Source organism: Brachybacterium sp. sponge, from assembly GCF_001613775.1.
In the GTDB taxonomy this organism is placed as follows: Bacteria; Actinomycetota; Actinomycetes; order Actinomycetales; family Dermabacteraceae; genus Brachybacterium; species Brachybacterium conglomeratum.
In genome coordinates this window covers 1017814-1036057 of record NZ_LRMP01000002.1, presented here as the reverse complement: position 1 = coordinate 1036057, position 18244 = coordinate 1017814, and the positions used below count along the sequence as shown (strand labels likewise).

Below are 18244 nucleotides of genomic sequence, written 5' to 3'. Positions count from 1 at the left end.
GTCTGCCTCAGGCGCGGCGGCGGGCGAGGATCTCGTCGAGGTGGAGGTCCTGCGCGGGGGCGAAGCTCTCCTCGACCGCCTCCGCCTCCTCGACGTGCGCGCGCTCCAGCGGCACGGACTCCGGGAGCATGCTGCGGCGGTGGGCGGCGTGACGGCTGGCGAGGTCGTCGACCTCGCCGCGCAAGGCGTAGGTGGGCCGCGGCACCGGGCGGGGGGTCCACTCCCCCGGGCGCGTGACCTGCTCGGCCGCGCGCTCCGAGGCGGTCTCGAGCGCGGACGCGGAGGCCGCCTCGGCCTCCGCGGACGCGGCGGGGTGCTGCGCGGCGGAGACGGCCGACGGGGCGGGCAGCTCGCGGCCGGTGCTCGCGGGCGTCTGCTCGGCGCGTCGACGCGCGGTCTCGGCCTCGGCCCGCTGCTGACGGCCGCGGGTCGCGGCGCGGGTGCGGCGGGCCCGACGGTCCAGCTCGGCACGGCGCAGCCCCACCAGGAACACGCCGAGCACGACCGCGCCGAGGACCGGCGGCCACCAGGGCAGCACGTTCGCGATCGCGCCGACGACCAGCGCGGCGGTGAGGACGATCAGCCCGATCAGCACACCGCGCATGAGACGACGCGAGCGGCCGCGCTCCTCGCCGAGGTCGACGCGCGTGCCGGGGTCGGTGTCGAAGCGGGGCCGACGGGTCGGGTCGGCGGGACGCATGAGCAGGCGGTCCTGGGGCATGGGGGTGGTCACCTCGGCAGACGAGCGGCGGGCGTGGACGGCCTCGGAGAGATCCCGGGCCTGGGGCGTCATCCCGGCCTCGTCCGCGGCGCGGGCGCGGCCCATCACCTCGCGACGGGCGGCGGTGCGTGGCAGCGCGTACACCAGCCACAGCAGCAGCAGGCCGCCGAAGAGGACGGCACCGAGATTGATCGACTCCACACCGCCACAGTAATGACACCGATGTGATTCGCCTGGTCACGGAGCGGGCGTGTCGGCGAGCAATTCCGTGCGCCGCGCCACCGCGGGTCTCAGCCGGTCGGTGCGGGGCTCGGATGCTCGCGATGCAGGCGGCGCAGGACCCCGTAGCCGGCGTGGTCGGTCGCGACCTCCTCGGCGGTCAGCGCGAAGACGAGGTGGTCGCGCCAGCCGCCGTCGACGTGGATCGCCGCGCGGCGCAGCCCCTCGGGGCGCAGGTTCAGCTTCTGGACCACGCGCAGGCTCGGCGCGTTCTCGGGCCGCACGGTCACCTCGACCCGGTGCAGGCCGAGTTCGGCGAAGAGGTGGTCGATCACCAGCGCCGCCGCGCGCGGCGCCAGCCCGCGGCCGGCCATCTCCCGATCCACCCAGTAGCCGAGCACCGCCGAGCGCACCGCCCCGTATTGGATGGGGCCCGCGGTGATCTGCCCGATCACCCGTCCGCCGACGACCATCGCGAGCGGGAGGGAGGTCCCCAGCCGCGCCTGCTCGTCGGCCCAGCGGCGCAGGGTGCGGAAGTCCGCAGGCCCGCGCTCGCTCAGCGGGTCCGTCGCGTCCCACGGCCGCAGCCAGTCGGCGCTGCGGGCACGCAGCCGCTCGAAGTCTCCGCGGTCGCGCCGTCGCAGCGGGCGCAGCGTCAGCTCCCCGTCGCGCAGGGCCAGGGGCCACACGTGAACCATCGCGTCATCGTAGACGTCCGACGGACTCGCCTGCGCGTTCTCCCGCCGTGTGCGAGCCTGGGCTGCGGACGCCCGGCGTCGGCCGATGCGCCGCCGTCCGGGGCCTCCCGCCCCCCGGGTCGGCGCGCCGGGCGGAGAGCCGTCGCCTACGAAGGAGCAGAGCGCGCAGTTGGAGGAGGCACTCGTGGACGAGCAGCTCGTGGACAAGCAGTCGGAGAAGAAGGCGCTGCGCAAGCAGCTGCGCGCGGACCGGCGTGCCATGTACGGGGAGGACCCCGGCCGGCGCTCCCGCGAGGCGGAGGCGATCCTCGCGCATGCCGCGGAGATCGTCGCGGACATCGCGGCCCGGGCCGCCCGTCGGGAGGAGGCCGGGGAACCGGCCCCTCGCGTCGCCGCCTTCCATCCCACCCCGACGGAGGCCGACGTGATGCCGCTGGCCTCCGCCCTCGCGGCGCGGGGCGCGGAGCTCGTCTTCCCCGCCGCCGCCGGGTCGGAGCTCGAGTGGATCCGCTGGGACGGGGTCTCCGACTTCGCCGACTCGCCCGGCCGCGGCTTCGGGAAGGAGCCCCAGGGCGAGCGGCTCGGGTCCGATGCGCTCTCCGAGGCCGTGCTCGTGCTCGCCCCCGCTCTCTCCGTGGACCGCTCCGGCACCCGGATCGGGCACGGCGCCGGCTACTACGACAGGGCGCTGACCACCCTTCCCGCCGAGGCGCGGGTGGTGGTCGTGACCCATCCGCACGAGCTGCTCGCGGCCGGCACCCTCCCGCGCGAGGAGCACGACGTGCCAATCCGCGAGGTGCTGACGGCCGACGGGATCGTCTCGCTGGTCACCTCCGATCCCGTCTGAGCGCCGAGCGGTCGTAGACTTCCTGCGGCCGCCCGTGCGCGGCCCGCACATCGACCATCCCGGAGGACCCGCGTGCCCACGTACGTCTATGCCTGCAAGAACTGCGGACATCGTTTCGAGCAGTACCAGAGCTTCAGCGAGGACTCGCTGACCACCTGCCCCGAGTGCGCGCAGGAGGCCCTGCGGAAGGTCTTCGACTCGGTGGGCATCGTCTTCAAGGGCTCCGGCTTCTACTCGACGGACTCGGCGACCTCGGGCGCCTCCACCGTGGGCGGGGGCTCCTCCTCCGACGCGGCGGGCGGCTCCGCCTCGTCCTCGGAGGGATCCGCCGGCTCGTCCGCGGCCGGCTCCTCCTCTGCCAGCTCCTCGGCGGGCCCCTCCTCGCAGCCCGCCGCCGCGGCCTCCTGACCTCTCCTCCCCATCGCCCCGCCGTCCACCGCGGGGCGCGGTCCGTCGCGCCGTCGCGCAGGCGCCCCTAGCGTCGGAGCATGCTCACTCGACTGCTCCCCCACCTGCCCACATGGCGCCGGGCCCTGCGCCGTCGGCGCCGCACCCTGGCCGTGCTCGGCGTGGCCGCCGCCGCAGTGCTGCTGGTGCCCTCGCTGGTGCCGGCCTCGGTGACGGGGACGGAGGTGGTGGTCGCCGCCGAGGACCTGCCGACCGGCACCGCCCTGGAGGCGGGGCAGATGCGCACCGTCGAGGTCGCGAGCTCACTGGTGCCCTCCGGTGCCGCGACCGCGGCGGAGGATCTCGTGGGCGAGCGGCTCGCCGCCCCGGTCGCCGAGGGCGGCCCGATCCTCGCCGGAGACCTGCTCGGCACCGGCGAGGACCCCCTCCCCGAGGGGACGGCGCTGCTGGCCGTCCCCGTGCCGGAGGTGCTGCTGCCGCATCTCCGATCGGGAAGTCGCATCGAGCTGCTGACGAGCGACCCCGTCGACGGGTCCGCGACCCGCATCCCCGCGGAGATCCGCTCCCTCTCCGCCGCCGCGACGGGCACGGGAGCGCTCGGCACGGGGACCGACACCGGCGTCCAGGCGCTCGTGCTCGTGGACCGGCAGCGGTCCGGAGAAGTCGCTCACGCTCTCGGCACGTCGACCGTGACGGTGTCCGTGATCGGCTAGAGTCCGAGCGGGCCGTGACTTCGGTTCTCCCTCATCCCCATCTTGAGAAGGAACTCCCCATGAAGGGCTTCAAGGACTTCGTCATGCAGGGCAACGTCATCGACCTCGCGGTCGGTGTCGTGATCGGCGGCGCGTTCACCGCGCTGGTCACCGCCTTCGTCGACAACCTCATCAACCCGGTCGTCGCCGCCGCGGGCGGCGCGGACAGCGTCGAGGGTTTCGGCTTCAAGATCTTCGAGAACAACGAGGCGACCTTCATCAACTTCGGTGCGGTGATCTCCGCGGTCATCACCTTCCTGATCACCGCGGCGGTCGTCTACTTCGTCTTCGTGATGCCGATGACCAAGGCCCGCGAGGCGGCCAACCGTCGCAAGGGCGTCGAGGAGGAGGTCGAGGCGGCTCCCGAGGACATCGTGCTGCTCTCCGAGATCCGCGACCTGCTCAAGACCCAGAACCCCCAGGGCGGCAACCCCCAGGTCTGATCCTGGTCCGATCCACCCCGGCGCGGCATCGCCCGCGCACCCCATGACGGGGGCGGCACCGTGCGGTGCCGCCCCCGTCGTCGTTCCCGGGGTGGACGTCGTTCCCCGGGCGGGCCCCGCGCGCGAAGCCGGTGCCCGCCCCGGCGCCGGGGCGGGATGCGATACCGTCCCCCGGGTGACCCGCTCCCCCACCGCCCCGAAGGGCACGACCCGCCCCGCGGCGCCCGCCGTCCCGGGCACGGAGGACGAGGCCGCTGCGGCCGGTCCGGACCTCGGGGCGATGATCGAGGCGACGATCGCCTGGTACGCGGAGACCGCCCGCGACCTCCCCTGGCGCTCTCCCGACGCGACGGCCTGGGGGATCCTGGTCTCCGAGGTGATGCTGCAGCAGACCCCCGTGGTGCGGGTGCTGCCGCGCTGGCTGGAGTGGATGCAGCGCTGGCCCGAGCCGGCAGCCCTCGCCGACGCCCCGACCTCCGAGGTGCTGCGCGCCTGGGATCGGCTCGGCTATCCGCGCCGCGCGCTGCGCCTGCAGGAGTGCGCGCGCGAGATCGTGCGCGCGCACGGGGGCGTGGTCCCCCGCGGCGAGGAGCGGCTGCGATCGCTGCCCGGGATCGGCGAGTACACCGCCGCCGCGGTCACCGCCTTCGCCCACCACGACCGCGCCGTGGTCGTGGACACCAACATCCGGCGCGTCCTCGCCCGCGCCGTCCGCGGCAGGGCGCTGCCGGACCGCTCCTACTCCGCCGCCGAACGGGCGCTCGCCACGCACGCGCTGCCCGCGGAGCGTGAGCGGTCGGTGGCGTGGAACCAGGCCGTGATGGAGCTCGGCGCGCTGGTGTGCACCGCGCGGACGCCCCGCTGCGCCCAGTGCCCCCTCGCGGGGATCGGCTGCGCGTGGGTTGCCGCGGGCCGCCCCGAGCCCGAGCAGGACACGCGGCGCCGTCAGTCCTTCGAGGGGACGGACCGGCAGATGCGCGGGCGGATCATGGCGCTGCTGCGCGAGCAGGGCGCGGCTGCACCGGCGATGCTCGCGGCGCTGGATCCCGAGGATCCGGTGCGGGTGGAGCGCTGTGTGCGCTCCCTGCTGGCCGACGGGCTCGCAGCGGTGGCGGAGGAGGCGGGAGAGGCCGCCACGGAGGGCGACGCCGGCGCGGAGGGCGATGCCGGGACGCTCCCCGGGCTGCGCCTGCCCTGAGGCACCGCGCTTGCCCTGAAGCACGGCGCCGACGGGCTCAGGAGCTCCGGTCGAGCTGCTTGATCATGCGGGTGTTGCCCAGGGTGTTGGGCTTGACCCGGGCGAGGTCCAGGAACTCGGCGATCCCCTCGTCCGGGGAGCGCAGCAGCTGGCTGTAGATCTCCGGGTCGACCGTCTCGGCCATCTCCTCGAAGCCGTGCCGAGCGAAGAACTCCACCTCGAAGGTCAGGCAGAACACGCGCTCGAGACCGAGCTCCACGGCCCGGTCCAGCAGCGCCTCGAGCATCCGGTGTCCGAGGCCCGTTCCGCGCACCGTGTCGGACACGGCGAGGGTGCGCACCTCCGCGAGGTCCTCCCACATCACGTGCAAGGCGCCGCATCCCACCACCCTGCCGTCCTCGTCGACCGCGACGAGGAACTCCTGGACGGCCTCGTAGTAGGAGACGAGGTCCTTGCCCAGCAGGATCCCGGTGTGGGTCATCGGCTCGACGAGCGCGTTGATGGCGCGGACGTCGGCCGGGAGCGCGGGACGGATCTGTGCGGCGGTGTCTGAGGTCATGCGGGGCTGTCCTCTCCGTGGACGGTGGTGGCGGCGTCGGCCTCGGCGTCCGCTCCGGGGCCGGTGCCGACGGTGGAGCCGGCGCCGACGGCAGAACCGGTGCCGACGCCGGAGCCGGCGTCGGGGGCGGTGCCGACGCCTGTGCCGGTCTCGACGGCGGAGCCGGCCTCTGGATCGGCCTCGGCATCGCGACGCTCGGCGCGACGGTCGAGCCAGCGGTGCACGGCCGCGATGATCCGCTCGACCACCAGCGCCATCACGATCGCGGCGACGAGCGCTACGGTGATCGCCAGCAGGTGGTTGTTCTCGAACCAGGCGCCGGCGACCGCGCCGATCGCGCAGGAGTACACCGCCCATACGAAGGTGGACAGTAGCGAGCGGGGCCAGAACAGGCGGTGCGGGTAGTGCACGGCGCCCGCGACGAGGTTCACGGCGGTGCGGCCGAAGGGGATGTAGCGGGCCGTCATGAGGAAGACCAGGGCCCGCTTGCGCAGCCCGTTCTCCGCGGCCTCGACCGCGCGTCGGCCCTTGCCCCCGCGCAGGAAGCGGAAGCGCTCCCAGCCGATCTTGTTGCCCAGGAGATAGCCGAGGTTGTCCCCGGTGAAGGCACCGGCCCAGGCCGCCAGCCCGATCAGGATGATCGAGGGTCTTCCGGAGCTCGACCACAGCGAGGACAGGGACACGATCGTCGACTCGCTGGGGACGGTCGGGAAGAAGCCGTCCAGGGCGGCGAAGGCGTAGACGACGAGGTGGACCCACCAGGCGTCGCCGATCTGGAGGATCCAGTCCTCCAGGACGCCGGTCAGCGAGAGGAGACGGTCGAGCAGCTCTCCCATGGGTCCTTCCGGTCTGGGGTCCCGCGGCCCCCGTGGGGGCCGCTGCGCTCCGGGACGTGATCCCGTGGCCGGTGACCCCGGTCCGGGAGTGCTCCGCGCTCCGGCGAGCGACCGGAGGCGGGATCGGTCACGGCCCGGCTCCCGCGGACGGGGGCCGGGCCGTGACCCGAGCTCAGGAGGCGCTGGCCTCCGCGCTGTCGGGCGTGCTGTCGGCGCCGTCCGCGCCGTCGGCGTGGGTGACGTCCTCGGCGCGGGCCTGGGTCATCGACTCCACGTCCACCACGTCGGAGATCGGCTCGAGGGAGCCGTCCTCGCCGCGGCGGGCGAAGGTGAGATCGCCCAGCAGGCCCTCGCCCTCGGCGTCGACCACGATCTGGTCGCCGACCTGGACCTGACCGAACAGGATCCGCTCGGAGAGGGAGTCCTCGATGTCTCGCTGGATGGTGCGGCGCAGCGGCCGCGCGCCCAGCACGGGGTCGTAGCCCTTCTCGGCCAGGAGGTTCTTGGCCGGCTGCGTGAGCTCGAGCGTCATGTCGCGGTCCTGCAGGCGACGCGAGAGCTTCGCGACCTCGAGATCGACGATCTGGATGATCTCGGTCCGGGACAGCTGCGGGAAGACCACCACGTCGTCGACGCGGTTGAGGAACTCGGGCTTGAAGTGCTGCTTGAGCTCCTCGTGGACCTTCGACTTCATCCGCTCGTAGTCGGTGGAGAGGTCGCCGCCCGCGGTGAAGCCCATGGAGACGCCCTTGGCGATGTCCCGGGTGCCGAGGTTGGTGGTCATGATGATGATGGTGTTCTTGAAGTCCACCACGCGGCCCTGGGAGTCGGTCAGGCGGCCGTCCTCCAGGATCTGCAGCAGCGAGTTGAAGATGTCCACGTGGGCCTTCTCCACCTCGTCGAACAGCACGACGGAGAACGGCTTGCGGCGCACCTTCTCGGTGAGCTGGCCGCCCTCGTCATAGCCGACGTAGCCGGGGGGCGAGCCGAACAGGCGCGAGGCGGTGTGCTTCTCGCCGAACTCCGACATGTCCAGCTGGATGAGCGCCTCCTCGTCGCCGAAGAGGAACTCGGCCAGGGCCTTGGCCAGCTCCGTCTTGCCGACGCCGGTGGGCCCGGCGAAGATGAACGAGCCGCCGGGGCGCTTGGGATCCTTCAGGCCCGCACGGGTGCGGCGGATCGCCCGGGAGATGGCCTTGATGGCCTCGTCCTGCCCGATGACGCGCTTGTGCAGCTCGTCCTCCATGTTCAGCAGGCGCGAGGACTCCTCCTCGGTCAGCTTCACGATCGGGATGCCGGTGGAGGCGGCGAGGACCTCGGCGATGACCTCCTCGGAGACGGTGGTCACCGCGTCGGACTCGCCGTGGCGCCAGGCCTTCTCCTTCTCGTCCCGCTCGGACTTGAGCTTCTGCTCCTCGTCGCGGAGGTTCGCGGCGAGCTCGAAGTCCTGCCCGTCGATCGCCTCCTCCTTCTTCTTCCGCGCCTCCTCGATGCGGGAGTCGAACTCCTTGAGCTCCGGCGGGGCGGTGAGGCGGCGGATGCGCAGGCGCGCACCGGCCTCGTCGATCAGGTCGATCGCCTTGTCCGGCAGGAACCGGTCGTTGACGTAGCGGTCGGCGAGGTTCGCCGCGGCGACGAGGGCGGAGTCGGTGATGGTCACCTTGTGGTGCGCCTCGTAGCGGTCGCGCAGGCCCTTGAGGATCTCGACCGTGTGCGCGACCGAGGGCTCGTCGACCTGGATCGGCTGGAAGCGGCGCTCGAGCGCGGCGTCCTTCTCGATGTGCTTGCGGTACTCCTCGAGGGTGGTCGCACCGATCGTCTGCAGCTCGCCGCGGGCCAGCATGGGCTTGAGGATGCTGGCGGCGTCGATCGCGCCCTCGGCGGCTCCGGCCCCGACGAGGGTGTGGATCTCGTCGATGAACAGGATGATGTCGCCGCGGGTGCGGATCTCCTTGAGCACCTTCTTCAGGCGCTCCTCGAAGTCGCCGCGGTAGCGGGAGCCCGCGACCAGGGAGCCGAGGTCGAGGGTGTAGAGCTGCTTGTCCTTGAGCGTCTCGGGGACGTCCCCGGCGACGATCGACTGGGCGAGACCCTCCACGACGGCGCTCTTGCCGACGCCGGGCTCGCCGATCAGGACGGGGTTGTTCTTGGTGCGGCGGCTGAGCACCTGCATGACCCGCTCGGCCTCGCCCTCGCGCCCGATGACCGGGTCGAGCTTGCCGTCGCGGGCGGCCTGGGTGAGGTTGCGGCCGAACTGGTCCAGCACGAGCGAGCCAGAGGGCTGACCCTCGGAGGGGCCGCCGGCGTTGGCCGGCTCCTTGCCCTGGTAGCCGGAGAGGCGCTCGATGACCTCCTGGCGCACGGCCGACGGCTCGGCCTTGAGACGGGAGAGCACCTTGACGGCGGTGCCCTCGCCCTCGCGCAGCAGACCGAGCAGGATGTGCTCGGTGCCGATGTAGTTGTGGCCGAGCTGGAGCGCCTCGCGCAGGCTCAGCTCGAGCACCTTCTTGGCGCGCGGGGTGAAGGGGATGTGGCCCGAGGGGGTCTGGTTGCCCTCGCCGATGATGTCCCGGACCTGCTCGCGCACGGCGTCGAGCGTCACGCCGAGGGCCTCGAGCGCCTTCGCGCCGACGCCCTCGTTCTCGTGGATCAGGCCCAGCAGGATGTGCTCGGTGCCGATGTAGTTGTGGTTGAGCAGGCGGGCCTCGTCCTGCGCCAGGACGACGACGCGACGCGCCCGGTCGGTGAACCGTTCGAACATGGTCCTCCCCATTCGGTGGTGGTGATGGATCGAGAGTACGCGGATCGGGCGGGGATTCCCCGTGTGTTCGCCGCGGGCGTGATGGCTGTTCGCCGTGGGCATGACGACCCGCTCCACCGGTGGCCGCGGGATCCCGACACGCGCCGCCGGCCCGCCGGTCGGGTGCCACGGGACGATCGGGACCGCCCCGTATCATGGCGTGCGTCACACCCCCTTCCTCAAGGAGCACCTCATGGGCGCCATCGTCGGCGGAATCATCCTCTTCGTCCTGGGAGCCATCGCGCGCTTCGCCCTCGAGATCGACATGCCGGGGGTGGACTCGGCCATGCTCGGCACCATCCTGATGGTCGCGGGAGCGGTGCTGTTCCTCGTCGGCCTGCTGCTGATGCTGCGCTCGCGCAAGACCGTGGTGGACACCCAGAACGCTCCGGGGCACAGCGTCTCCGAGCGCCGCGACCCCCCGCCGAACGTCTGAGGGTCACGACCCGACCGAGGCGGCAGCCCCTGTGAGGGGTGCCGCCTCGTCGCTGTGCAGGCGGCGAGGCGCCCGGCGCGGGCGCGGCGACCCCGGGCGGACGCCTGCGGACACGAGATACGCTGATGGGCACGACCGCCCGGGGCCGCGCGAGGCAGCACGCCGACCGGCCGCGAGGCGAGTGACGAGCAGCGAACGGAGAGACATGGCAGACCTGGACGTGACCCGCGCGGATGCGGTGCTGATCGGCGGCGGCATCGCCAGCGCGACCCTCGCCGCGATGCTCACCGAGCTCGAGCCGGACTGGGACATCGTGGTCCTCGAGCGCCTGGACTCCCTCGGCGCGGAGTCCAGCGACGCATGGAACAACGCGGGGACCGGGCACAGCGCGCTGTGCGAGCTGAACTACACCCCGCAGGACGTGGACGGCTCCGTCAGCCCCGCCAAGGCCATCGCGATCAACGAGCAGTTCCAGGTCTCTCGCCAGTTCTGGACCCACCTCGTGGAGAACGACCGGATCGGCGACCCCTCCCGCTTCATCCACACCGTCCCGCACATGAGCTTCGTGCACGGGATGGAGAACGCGGACTACCTGCGACGCCGCCACGAGGCGCTCGTCGCCAACCCGCTCTTCGACCGCATGGAGTTCACCACCGAGCACGCCCGGCTCGCCGAGTGGGCGCCGCTGGTCTCCGAGGGACGCCCGGTCACCGAGACCATCGCCGCGACCTGGTCGCCCGACGGCACCGACGTCGACTTCGGGGCCCTGACCCGGGAGATGCTCGACTTCGCCTCCCGCGCCGGGACCACCGTCGCCACCGGCTCCGAGGTCGTGGACCTGCGCCGCATGGGCAACGACTGGGGCGTCATGGTGCGCAGCACGGCCGACGACTCCCTGCGCGTGGTGCGTGCGCCGTTCGTGTTCGTCGGCGCGGGCGGCTACGCCCTGCCGCTGCTGCAGAAGTCCGGGATCGAGGAGATCCGCGGCTTCGGCGGCTTCCCGATCTCGGGCCAGTGGCTGCGCTGCACCGACCCGGCCGTCATCGCTCGGCACGACGCGAAGGTGTACGGAAAGGCCGCCGTCGGCGCCCCGCCGATGAGCGTCCCGCACCTGGACACCCGGTACGTCGGCGGGAAGCGCTCGCTGATGTTCGGCCCGTACGCGGGCTGGTCGCCGAAGTTCCTCAAGTCCGGCTCCTACACGGACCTCTTCGAGTCGATCAAGCCCTCGAACCTCACCCAGATGATGGCGGTCGCGCCGCCGAACCTCGACCTCATGGTCTACCTCGGCTCGCAGCTCGCCGCGACCACCCACAAGCGCTTCGAGGCCCTGCTGGAGTACATGCCGGACGCCGAGATGTCCGACTGGGAGGAGGTCACCGCCGGGCAGCGCGTCCAGGTGATCGCCCCCGACAAGAAGAAGCACGGCGTGCTGCAGTTCGGCACCCAGCTGATCACCGCGGCCGACGGGTCGATCGGCGGCATGCTCGGCGCCTCCCCCGGCGCGTCGACCGCGACGAGCATTATGCTCACGATGCTCGAGAAGATGTTCCCCCAGCGCATCGAGGCGTGGCGACCCGCGCTGCAGCAGATGGTCCCCAGCTGGGGCACCCACCTCTCGGAGGATGCGGAGCTCGCGCACCGCACCCTCGAGCGGACCGCCGCCGCCCTCGACCTCACCCACTGAGAGCCACCCGGCCTCGCCCACTGCGCGTCGACGACGACGCCTCGCCGCTCCAGGAGAGCTCATGCGGATCTCGCTGATGACCACCTGTCTCGTGGACGTGATGGCCCCGGACGTCGCCCGGGCCACCGTCACCCTCCTGGAGCGGCTGGGCCACGAGGTGGTGTTCGACAGGCGGCAGACCTGCTGCGGCCAGATGCACACCAACTCCGGGTACTACACCGAGGCCGCGCCGATCGTGCGCTCCTTCGTGGACACCTTCGAGCCGGCGCTCGATCGGGTCGACGCGATCGTGATGCCCTCGGGCTCCTGCACCGGGTGCGTCCGCGACCAGCACGCGCTGGTCGCCCGGCACGAGGGCGACACGGCGCTCGAGGAGCGCGCCGCCGCAGTCGCCGCGAAGACCTACGAGCTCTCCGAGCTGCTGGTGGACGTGCTGAAGGTGACCGACGTGGGCGCGTACTTCCCCCATTCGGTCACCTACCACCCCACCTGCCACTCGATGCGCTTCCTGAAGGTGGGGCCGCGCCCGCTGAAGCTGCTGCGCGCGGTCGAGGGCATCGAGGTGAAGAACCTGCCCGAGTCCGACACCTGCTGCGGCTTCGGCGGCACCTTCTCGGTGAAGAACGACGCCACCAGCGACGCGATGGTCACCGACAAGGCCGCGAACGTCGTCGCCTCCGGTGCGGAGTTCGTGGTCGCCGGCGATGCCTCGTGCCTGATGAACATCGGCGGGAAGCTGCACCGCACCGGGGCGGCGCCGAGGTCGGTGCATCTCGCGCAGATCCTCGCCTCGACGAAGGAGGACCCCTTCGTCCCGTCGGAGACGATCCTCTGGAGGGCGTCATGAGCACCGTCCAGCTGGGAATGCCGACCGTCCGCCCCCAGCACGCCTCGCCCGTCTCGACCCTGCGCGGCGAGCGCGGGTTCCCGGAGGCGGCGCGGGAGGCGCTGGGCGATGCGACCCTGCGCGCGAACATGCGCCACGCGACCTCGACGATCCAGGCCAAGCGCGCCGGAGCGGTGCGCGAGGTGCGCGACTGGCAGAAGCTCCGCAGCGCCGGCAGCGCCCTGAAGTGGCAGGTCACCGATCATCTCCCGGAGCTTCTCGAGCAGCTCGAGGAGTCGGTGTCGGCCGCAGGGGGCGTCGTGCACTGGGCCCGCGATGCCGAGGAGGCCTCCGAGATCGTCACCCGCCTCGCCCTCGAGCGCGATGCCCGGGAGGTGCTGAAGGTCAAGTCGATGGCGACCCAGGAGATCGGCCTGAACGAGGCGCTCGCGCATGCGGGCATCCGGGCGATCGAGTCCGATCTCGCCGAGCTCATCGTCCAGCTCGCGGACGACACCCCCTCCCACATCCTGGTCCCCGCGATCCACCGCAACCGCGCGGAGATCCGCGAGATCTTCCTGGCGGCGATGCCGGATCTCGATCCGTCGATCACCGACGACCCGGCCGAGCTCGCGGAGGCGGCGCGCCGCTTCCTGCGCGAGAAGTTCCTGGACATGCCCGGCTCGGTCGCGATCTGCGGGGCGAACTTCGCGGTCGCCGAGACGGGCACGCTGGTGGTCGTGGAGTCCGAGGGCAACGGGAGGATGTGCCTGACCCTGCCGAGGACCCTGATCTCCGTGGTCGGGATCGAGAAGATCGTCCCCACCTTCCAGGACCTCGAGGTGTTCCTGCAGCTGCTGCCCCGCTCCTCGACCGGCGAGCGGATGAACCCGTACACCACCCTGTTCACGGGCGTGCACGAGGGCGACGGCCCCGAGGAGTTCCACCTGGTGCTGCTGGACAACGGGCGATCGTCGGTGCTGGAGGACCCCGAGGGGCGCAGCGCCCTGCACTGCATCCGCTGCTCGGCCTGCCTGAACGTGTGCCCGGTCTATGCGCGCACGGGCGGCCACGCCTACGGATCGACCTATCCCGGCCCGATCGGCGCGATCCTCTCCCCGCAGATGACGGGCATGAGCGGCACCGACGACCCGAACTCGACCCTCCCCTACGCCTCGAGCCTGTGCGGCGCCTGCTACGACGTGTGCCCGGTGAAGATCGACATCCCCGAGATCCTCGTGCACCTGCGCGCGAAGGACGTGGACCGGCGCCGCGAGGCGCGCGGCGAGTTCCACGGCAGCTGGGACCTGGCGCTGAAGGGCGCGAGCCGCCTGATGTCCTCCCCCCGCGCCTACGACCTCGCCGTCCGCTCGGCGAAACCGCTGTCCTCGCTGCTGCCCGGCGCGAACATCGGACGGCTCCCGGGGACGCTGCCGATCCTCCCGGGCTGGACCGACCACCGCGACCTGCCCAGTCCCCCGCAGTCCTTCCGGTCCTGGTGGGACGAGCGCGAGAGGGAGCGCGCCGCTCGGGGCCCGGAGGGACCGTCGACCGGCGGTCCCGGTGGGAACGGCCGCACGCGATCGGCCGACGGGCCCACCCCGGACGGCGACGCACCGCCCGCCGACGATTCCGCCGGCACCCCCGACGGGGAGGAGCGGCCGTGAACGACTGGAGCGATGCCCGCCCCGCCCGCACTCCGGGGATGAGCGCGAAGGAGGAGATCCTCGCGCGCGTGCGCACCGCGCTCGCGGCCCCGCGCCGTGATGCGGTGACGGGCGCCGAGGACGTACCTCGCGACTACCAGCGCTCCGATGACAGGCAGGAGCTCGGCACCGCCCCGGAGAAGGTGCGCGACGTCCTCGTCCAGCGGCTCGAGGACTACACCGCGGTGGTGCACCGCACGACGCCGTCGGAGCTGCCCGCCGCGATCGCCGCGGCGCTCGGGGACGCCGCCTCGGCGGTGGTCCCCGCCGGTCTGCCGCCCGAGTGGACGCCGCCGTCAGGCATCGCGGTGACCGTCGACGACGGCACCGCCTCGCCCCGCGAGCTCGACGGGATCGACGCCGTGCTCACCGGCTGCCACACCGCCATCGCGCTGACCGGCACGATCGTGCTGCGGAACGACGATCTCGGCGGCAGGCGCGCGATCTCGCTGGTCCCGGACCGGCACGTCGTGGTTGTCGAGGCCGAGCAGGTGGTGCTCGGGGTGCCGCGCGGCATCGAGCGCATGGCCGAGGATCCCCGCGCCGCGTGGACGATGATCTCCGGGCCGAGCGCGACCAGCGACATCGAGCTCGACCGCGTCGAGGGCGTGCACGGGCCGAGCCGTCTCGAGGTCGTGCTCGTCGAGCCCGAGCCCGAGCCCGAGCCCGAGCCCGAGCCCGAGCCCGAGCCGGAGACGTCACCCGCACCGGAACCCGGCCCCGACGCCCCCGCCCGCCCTCCGGCCGACAGCGGCCCCACCACCCCCACCTCCCAGGAGAGCAGCCGATGACCACTCCCCTCACGCCCGCCGACCTTGGCGCCCCCGCCGCCGCTCCCGGGGACGCGGGCCGTGCCGCCCGCGATCGCGGCAACCTGCTGGTCCTCGTCGCCGGGGACTACCGCGCCGAGATCTCCACCGTCGGCGCGACGCTCGAGTCCCTCACCGTCGGCGGTCGCGATCTCGTGCTCCGCAGCCCCGAGGAGGGGCCGATGCTGTTCTACCGGGGCGCGATCGTGGCGCCCTGGCCGAACCGGATCGGGGACGGCACCTACGTGTGGGACGGCGAGGAGCTGCGCACCCCGCTCAGCGAGCCCGAGCGCGGCAACGCCCTCCACGGGCTCGTCTCCTTCCAGTCCTTCACCCCGGCGTCGGTGGACGAGGACGAGGCGGTGCTGCGCACCGAGCTGTTCCCCACCCCCGGCTATCCCTTCCACCTGCTGCTCACGGCCCGGTTCTCCCTCTCCGCCGAGGACGGGCTGGCCACCACGGTCACCGCCCGGAACCTCGGCCGACGCGACGCCCCCTACGGGGTGTGCCCGCATCCCTATCTCCTCGCCGGCCCCGAGCCGCTGGACGAGTGGTCGCTGCAGGTCGCGGCGAGCACGGTGCTGACGGTGACCGAGGACCGGCTGCTGCCCACCGGCACCGCCCCGGTCCCGCCCGGCGGTCCCTTCGACTTCTCCGCTTCGCGCGTGCTCGGCGACCTGTTCATCGACCACGCCTTCACCGACCTCGGCCGGGACGCAGAGGGGCGCCTGGCCGTCGCCGTCACCGCTCCCGGCGGCACCGGGGTGGAGCTCACCGCCGGTCCCGAGTGCCCGTGGCTGCAGATCCACACCGGGGACCGCCCAGAGCCGGAGCACCACCGCCGCGGCCTCGCGGTCGAGCCGATGACCTGCCCGCCGGACGCCTTCCGCAGCGGCACCGACGTGGTGCGCCTGGCCCCCGGCGACGAGCACGCCGCCTCCTGGGGCATCCGCGGCTGGTGACCAGCTGATCGGCGCGGCGGGCCCGACGGCGGGCGGGGGACGCCGCGCCGGCGCGCCGCCCGAAGCGCGGCCCAGGACAGGACGAGGGCCCGTGACCGTCATGGTCACGGGCCCTCGCCGAAGGCGTCGGCGGCTCATAGCCGCCGGGCGGGGTTCACTCCCCGTGGGCCTCCTCGTACGCCTTGCGGATCGCGCCGGAGATCCGGCCGCGATCGGGGACCTCGTAGCCCGCCTCACGCGCCCACTCGCGGATGCGCGAGGAGTCGTTCGAGCTCGCACGGGAGCCGGAGGCGGTGCCGCGGGTGCGGCGACCCCCGACGCGGCGCGCCTTGCCGACCCAGCCGCTCAGCTCCTCGCGGAGCTTCTCCGCGTTCTCGGCCGTCAGGTCGATCTCGTAGGCGACGCCGTCCAGGGCGAAGCTCACCGTCTCCTCGGCCTTGTCACCGTTGATGTCGTCGATGAGCTCCACGTAGGTCTTCCGTGCCATAGGGGTTCTCCCTCGCTGGTGGTTTCCGGACTTCATCATGAACGCATGGGGTGTTCACGATATCGCACAGTATCCATTACGAGGCCGGTCATTTCAATCTGATTACGAGGGGTGTGGACGAAGGGGTGTTCTCATTCTCGTCCGCCGCCGCATCAGGGGTCTTTCCGGGGCTGCTTCCGCTCCAGCAGCTCCTGCTCCGCCCGGCGCTCGGCCTCCCGCTCACGGCGGTCGGCGCGCAGCAGTGCACGGATCACGAACCAGAACAGCAGCCCCACGCCGATCGAGGGCAGCAGCGCACCGGCCTCGAACCAGAACCCGGAGTCCATCTCAGGCCCCCGGCTTCACGAGCGGGAACAGGATCGTCTCGCGGATGCCGAGCCCGGTCAGGGCCATGAGCAGGCGGTCCACGCCCATCCCCATGCCTCCCGTCGGCGGCAGCGCGTACTCCATCGCCTCGAGGAAGTCCTCATCCAGGCGCATCGCCTCGTCGTCGCCCTGGGCGGCGAGCTCGGCCTGCTGGGCGAAGCGCTCGCGCTGGATGACGGGATCGACCAGCTCGGAGTAGCCGGTGGCGAGCTCGAAGCCGCGCACGTACAGGTCCCACTTCTCGACCACGCCGGGCGTGCTGCGATGGGCCCGCACCAGCGGGCTGGTCTCCACCGGGAAGTCGCGCACGAAGGTCGGCTCGTGCAGGTGGTCGCCCACGCGATGCTCGAAGAGCTCCTCGACGAGCTTGCCGTGGCCGTACTTCGGGTGGTCGAGGTCCAGCTCGAGCGAGCGGGCGATCTCCCGCAGGCGCGCCGGGGTGGTCTCGGGGGTGATCTCCTCGCCGAGGGATTGGGAGAGCGAGCCGTAGACGGTGATCTTCGCCCATTCCCCGGAGAAGTCGTATTCGGTGCCGTCGGCGAGGGTGACGACCTGGGAGCCGGTGGCGGCCTCGGCGGCCTCCTGGATCAGCGACTGTGTGAGCTCGCCGATCGAGTCGTAATCCCCGTAGGCCTGGTAGGACTCGAGCATCGCGAACTCGGGCGAATGCGTGGAATCGGCGCCCTCGTTCCGGAAATTGCGGTTGATCTCGTAGACCTTCTCGAGCCCGCCCACCGCGGCGCGCTTGAGGAAGAGCTCCGGCGCGATCCGCAGGTACAGGTCCAGGTCGAAGGCATTCATGTGGGTGACGAACGGCCGTGCCGCCGCACCCGAGGGGATCACCTGCAGCATCGGGGTCTCGACCTCGACGAAGTCGCGACCGCGGAAGGACTCGCGGAGGGAGTGCATTACCTCGGAGCGCAGGCGCACCGCGTCCCGCGCCTCCTGGCGCACGATCAGGTCGACGTAGCGGCGGCGCACCCGCGACTCCTCGGAGAGGTCCGCGTGGAGCACCGGGAGGGGGCGCACCGCCTTCGCGGCCATCTGCCAGGAGTCGGCGAAGATGCTCAGCTCTCCGCGCCGGGACGCGCCGACCCGGCCGTGGAAGAAGACGTGGTCGCCGAGATCGACGTCGGCCTTGAGATCGGCGAGGCGCTCCTCGCCGATCACGGCCTGCGAGGCCATGATCTGCAGACGCTCCCCGGCGCCGTCCTGGAGGGTGACGAAGGCGAGCTTGCCCGTGTTGCGCTGGAAGACGACGCGGCCGGAGACGCCGACCTCGTCGTCCGTCTCCACGCCGGCCTCGAGGTGGCCGTACTCCGCGCGGACCTCGGCGATCGTGGCGGTGACGGGGACGGAGACGGGATAGGGCTCCTCCCCGCGCGCCAGCAGGCGCTCCCGCTTGGACCGTCGGACCGCGATCTGGTCGGAGCTGTCGGTCACCTCGGAGGCAGGGGGGTTCTCGCTCATGGCTGCGATTGTCT

19 protein-coding genes are annotated in these 18244 nt (G+C 72.4%); 11 read left to right on the top strand and 8 right to left on the bottom strand.

From position 1 onward, the window contains the following. Window positions 1-7: 7 nt before the first annotated feature. The gene (locus tag A4A78_RS12595; protein ID WP_062949695.1) at window positions 8-922 is read right to left on the bottom strand and encodes a hypothetical protein; all 915 of its coding nucleotides are present in this window, start codon (window positions 920-922) and stop codon (window positions 8-10) included. Window positions 923-1011: 89 nt separating this feature from the next. Next, complete coding sequence (locus A4A78_RS12590; protein ID WP_062949693.1) at window positions 1012-1638, bottom strand: GNAT family N-acetyltransferase; 627 nt, start codon at window positions 1636-1638, stop codon at window positions 1012-1014. Window positions 1639-1822: 184 nt separating this feature from the next. On the opposite strand from A4A78_RS12590, the gene A4A78_RS12585 reads away from it, so the two are divergent. The 5 genes from A4A78_RS12585 to A4A78_RS12565 all read left to right on the top strand — a co-directional run bounded on the left by A4A78_RS12585 (window position 1823) and on the right by A4A78_RS12565 (window position 5286). After that, entirely contained in the window at window positions 1823-2485 is a 663-nt protein-coding gene (locus tag A4A78_RS12585; protein ID WP_062949691.1) for a 5-formyltetrahydrofolate cyclo-ligase, read from the top strand. 72 nt (window positions 2486-2557) lie between these two features. Then, window positions 2558-2893, top strand: coding sequence for an FmdB family zinc ribbon protein (locus A4A78_RS12580; protein ID WP_062949689.1), 336 nt, complete (start codon window positions 2558-2560; stop codon window positions 2891-2893). A gap of 80 nt (window positions 2894-2973) precedes the next feature. Continuing rightward, complete coding sequence (locus tag A4A78_RS12575; protein WP_062949687.1) at window positions 2974-3606, top strand: SAF domain-containing protein; 633 nt, start codon at window positions 2974-2976, stop codon at window positions 3604-3606. Window positions 3607-3665: 59 nt separating this feature from the next. Next, window positions 3666-4088, top strand: a complete 423-nt coding sequence (mscL, locus tag A4A78_RS12570) for a large conductance mechanosensitive channel protein MscL (RefSeq protein ID WP_062949685.1) — start codon at window positions 3666-3668, stop codon at window positions 4086-4088. A 175-nt stretch (window positions 4089-4263) separates the two neighbouring features. Further along, window positions 4264-5286: an A/G-specific adenine glycosylase gene (locus A4A78_RS12565; protein ID WP_062949683.1), complete on the top strand. Its 1023-nt coding sequence runs from the start codon at window positions 4264-4266 to the stop codon at window positions 5284-5286. 37 nt (window positions 5287-5323) lie between these two features. Here the strand turns inward: A4A78_RS12565 and A4A78_RS12560 are convergent, their stop codons facing one another. The 3 genes from A4A78_RS12560 to A4A78_RS12550 form a co-directional block, all read right to left on the bottom strand. After that, window positions 5324-5845 carry an amino-acid N-acetyltransferase gene (locus A4A78_RS12560; RefSeq protein ID WP_062949681.1) on the bottom strand — a complete coding sequence of 174 codons (522 nt, stop codon included), beginning with the start codon at window positions 5843-5845 and terminating at the stop codon, window positions 5324-5326. Continuing rightward, complete coding sequence (locus A4A78_RS12555; RefSeq protein ID WP_062949679.1) at window positions 5842-6681, bottom strand: DedA family protein; 840 nt, start codon at window positions 6679-6681, stop codon at window positions 5842-5844. The genes A4A78_RS12560 and A4A78_RS12555 overlap by 4 nt, the downstream gene beginning before the upstream one ends. Before the next feature lie 172 nt (window positions 6682-6853). Further along, window positions 6854-9442, bottom strand: a complete 2589-nt coding sequence (locus A4A78_RS12550; protein WP_062949677.1) for an ATP-dependent Clp protease ATP-binding subunit — start codon at window positions 9440-9442, stop codon at window positions 6854-6856. 199 nt (window positions 9443-9641) lie between these two features. On the opposite strand from A4A78_RS12550, the gene A4A78_RS12545 reads away from it, so the two are divergent. The 6 genes from A4A78_RS12545 to A4A78_RS12520 all read left to right on the top strand — a co-directional run bounded on the left by A4A78_RS12545 (window position 9642) and on the right by A4A78_RS12520 (window position 15907). After that, window positions 9642-9917 (top strand): DUF6458 family protein, encoded by a 276-nt coding sequence (locus A4A78_RS12545; protein ID WP_231881037.1) that lies wholly within the window; start codon window positions 9642-9644, stop codon window positions 9915-9917. A gap of 205 nt (window positions 9918-10122) precedes the next feature. Next, on the top strand, window positions 10123-11604 hold the full coding sequence (locus A4A78_RS12540; RefSeq protein ID WP_062949675.1) for a malate:quinone oxidoreductase: 1482 nt from the start codon (window positions 10123-10125) through the stop codon (window positions 11602-11604). 61 nt (window positions 11605-11665) lie between these two features. After that, window positions 11666-12451 (top strand): (Fe-S)-binding protein, encoded by a 786-nt coding sequence (locus tag A4A78_RS12535; protein WP_062949673.1) that lies wholly within the window; start codon window positions 11666-11668, stop codon window positions 12449-12451. Next, entirely contained in the window at window positions 12448-14097 is a 1650-nt protein-coding gene (locus A4A78_RS12530; RefSeq protein ID WP_062949671.1) for a lactate utilization protein B, read from the top strand. The genes A4A78_RS12535 and A4A78_RS12530 overlap by 4 nt, the downstream gene beginning before the upstream one ends. After that, window positions 14094-14927, top strand: a complete 834-nt coding sequence (locus A4A78_RS12525) for an LUD domain-containing protein (RefSeq protein ID WP_062949669.1) — start codon at window positions 14094-14096, stop codon at window positions 14925-14927. Before A4A78_RS12530 ends, A4A78_RS12525 begins: the two co-directional genes overlap by 4 nt. Further along, window positions 14924-15907 carry an aldose 1-epimerase family protein gene (locus tag A4A78_RS12520; protein ID WP_082835314.1) on the top strand — a complete coding sequence of 328 codons (984 nt, stop codon included), beginning with the start codon at window positions 14924-14926 and terminating at the stop codon, window positions 15905-15907. Before A4A78_RS12525 ends, A4A78_RS12520 begins: the two co-directional genes overlap by 4 nt. A gap of 154 nt (window positions 15908-16061) precedes the next feature. On the opposite strand, the gene A4A78_RS12515 is transcribed toward A4A78_RS12520, so the two are convergent. The 3 genes from A4A78_RS12515 to lysS all read right to left on the bottom strand — a co-directional run bounded on the left by A4A78_RS12515 (window position 16062) and on the right by lysS (window position 18230). After that, the gene (locus tag A4A78_RS12515; RefSeq protein WP_010551050.1) at window positions 16062-16394 is read right to left on the bottom strand and encodes an Lsr2 family protein; all 333 of its coding nucleotides are present in this window, start codon (window positions 16392-16394) and stop codon (window positions 16062-16064) included. Window positions 16395-16546: 152 nt separating this feature from the next. Beyond that, complete coding sequence (locus tag A4A78_RS17985; RefSeq protein ID WP_197466678.1) at window positions 16547-16720, bottom strand: hypothetical protein; 174 nt, start codon at window positions 16718-16720, stop codon at window positions 16547-16549. A gap of 1 nt (window position 16721) precedes the next feature. Continuing rightward, window positions 16722-18230, bottom strand: a complete 1509-nt coding sequence (gene lysS / locus A4A78_RS12510) for a lysine--tRNA ligase (protein WP_062949667.1) — start codon at window positions 18228-18230, stop codon at window positions 16722-16724. Window positions 18231-18244: the final 14 nt, after the last annotated feature.

What these genes read in the sequence shown, in the direction of transcription:
- A4A78_RS12590 (WP_062949693.1), bottom strand. Translation starts at nt 1,638, where the DNA reads ATGGTTCACGTGTGGCCCCTGGCCCTGCGCGACGGGGAGCTGACGCTG.
- A4A78_RS12575 (WP_062949687.1), top strand. Translation starts at nt 2,974, where the DNA reads ATGCTCACTCGACTGCTCCCCCACCTGCCCACATGGCGCCGGGCCCTG.
- mscL (WP_062949685.1), top strand. Translation starts at nt 3,666, where the DNA reads ATGAAGGGCTTCAAGGACTTCGTCATGCAGGGCAACGTCATCGACCTC.
- A4A78_RS12560 (WP_062949681.1), bottom strand. Translation starts at nt 5,845, where the DNA reads ATGACCTCAGACACCGCCGCACAGATCCGTCCCGCGCTCCCGGCCGAC.
- A4A78_RS12555 (WP_062949679.1), bottom strand. Translation starts at nt 6,681, where the DNA reads ATGGGAGAGCTGCTCGACCGTCTCCTCTCGCTGACCGGCGTCCTGGAG.
- A4A78_RS12550 (WP_062949677.1), bottom strand. Translation starts at nt 9,442, where the DNA reads ATGTTCGAACGGTTCACCGACCGGGCGCGTCGCGTCGTCGTCCTGGCG.
- A4A78_RS12540 (WP_062949675.1), top strand. Translation starts at nt 10,123, where the DNA reads ATGGCAGACCTGGACGTGACCCGCGCGGATGCGGTGCTGATCGGCGGC.
- A4A78_RS12535 (WP_062949673.1), top strand. Translation starts at nt 11,666, where the DNA reads ATGCGGATCTCGCTGATGACCACCTGTCTCGTGGACGTGATGGCCCCG.
- A4A78_RS12530 (WP_062949671.1), top strand. Translation starts at nt 12,448, where the DNA reads ATGAGCACCGTCCAGCTGGGAATGCCGACCGTCCGCCCCCAGCACGCC.
- A4A78_RS12520 (WP_082835314.1), top strand. Translation starts at nt 14,924, where the DNA reads ATGACCACTCCCCTCACGCCCGCCGACCTTGGCGCCCCCGCCGCCGCT.
- A4A78_RS12515 (WP_010551050.1), bottom strand. Translation starts at nt 16,394, where the DNA reads ATGGCACGGAAGACCTACGTGGAGCTCATCGACGACATCAACGGTGAC.
- A4A78_RS17985 (WP_197466678.1), bottom strand. Translation starts at nt 16,720, where the DNA reads ATGGACTCCGGGTTCTGGTTCGAGGCCGGTGCGCTGCTGCCCTCGATC.
- lysS (WP_062949667.1), bottom strand. Translation starts at nt 18,230, where the DNA reads ATGAGCGAGAACCCCCCTGCCTCCGAGGTGACCGACAGCTCCGACCAG.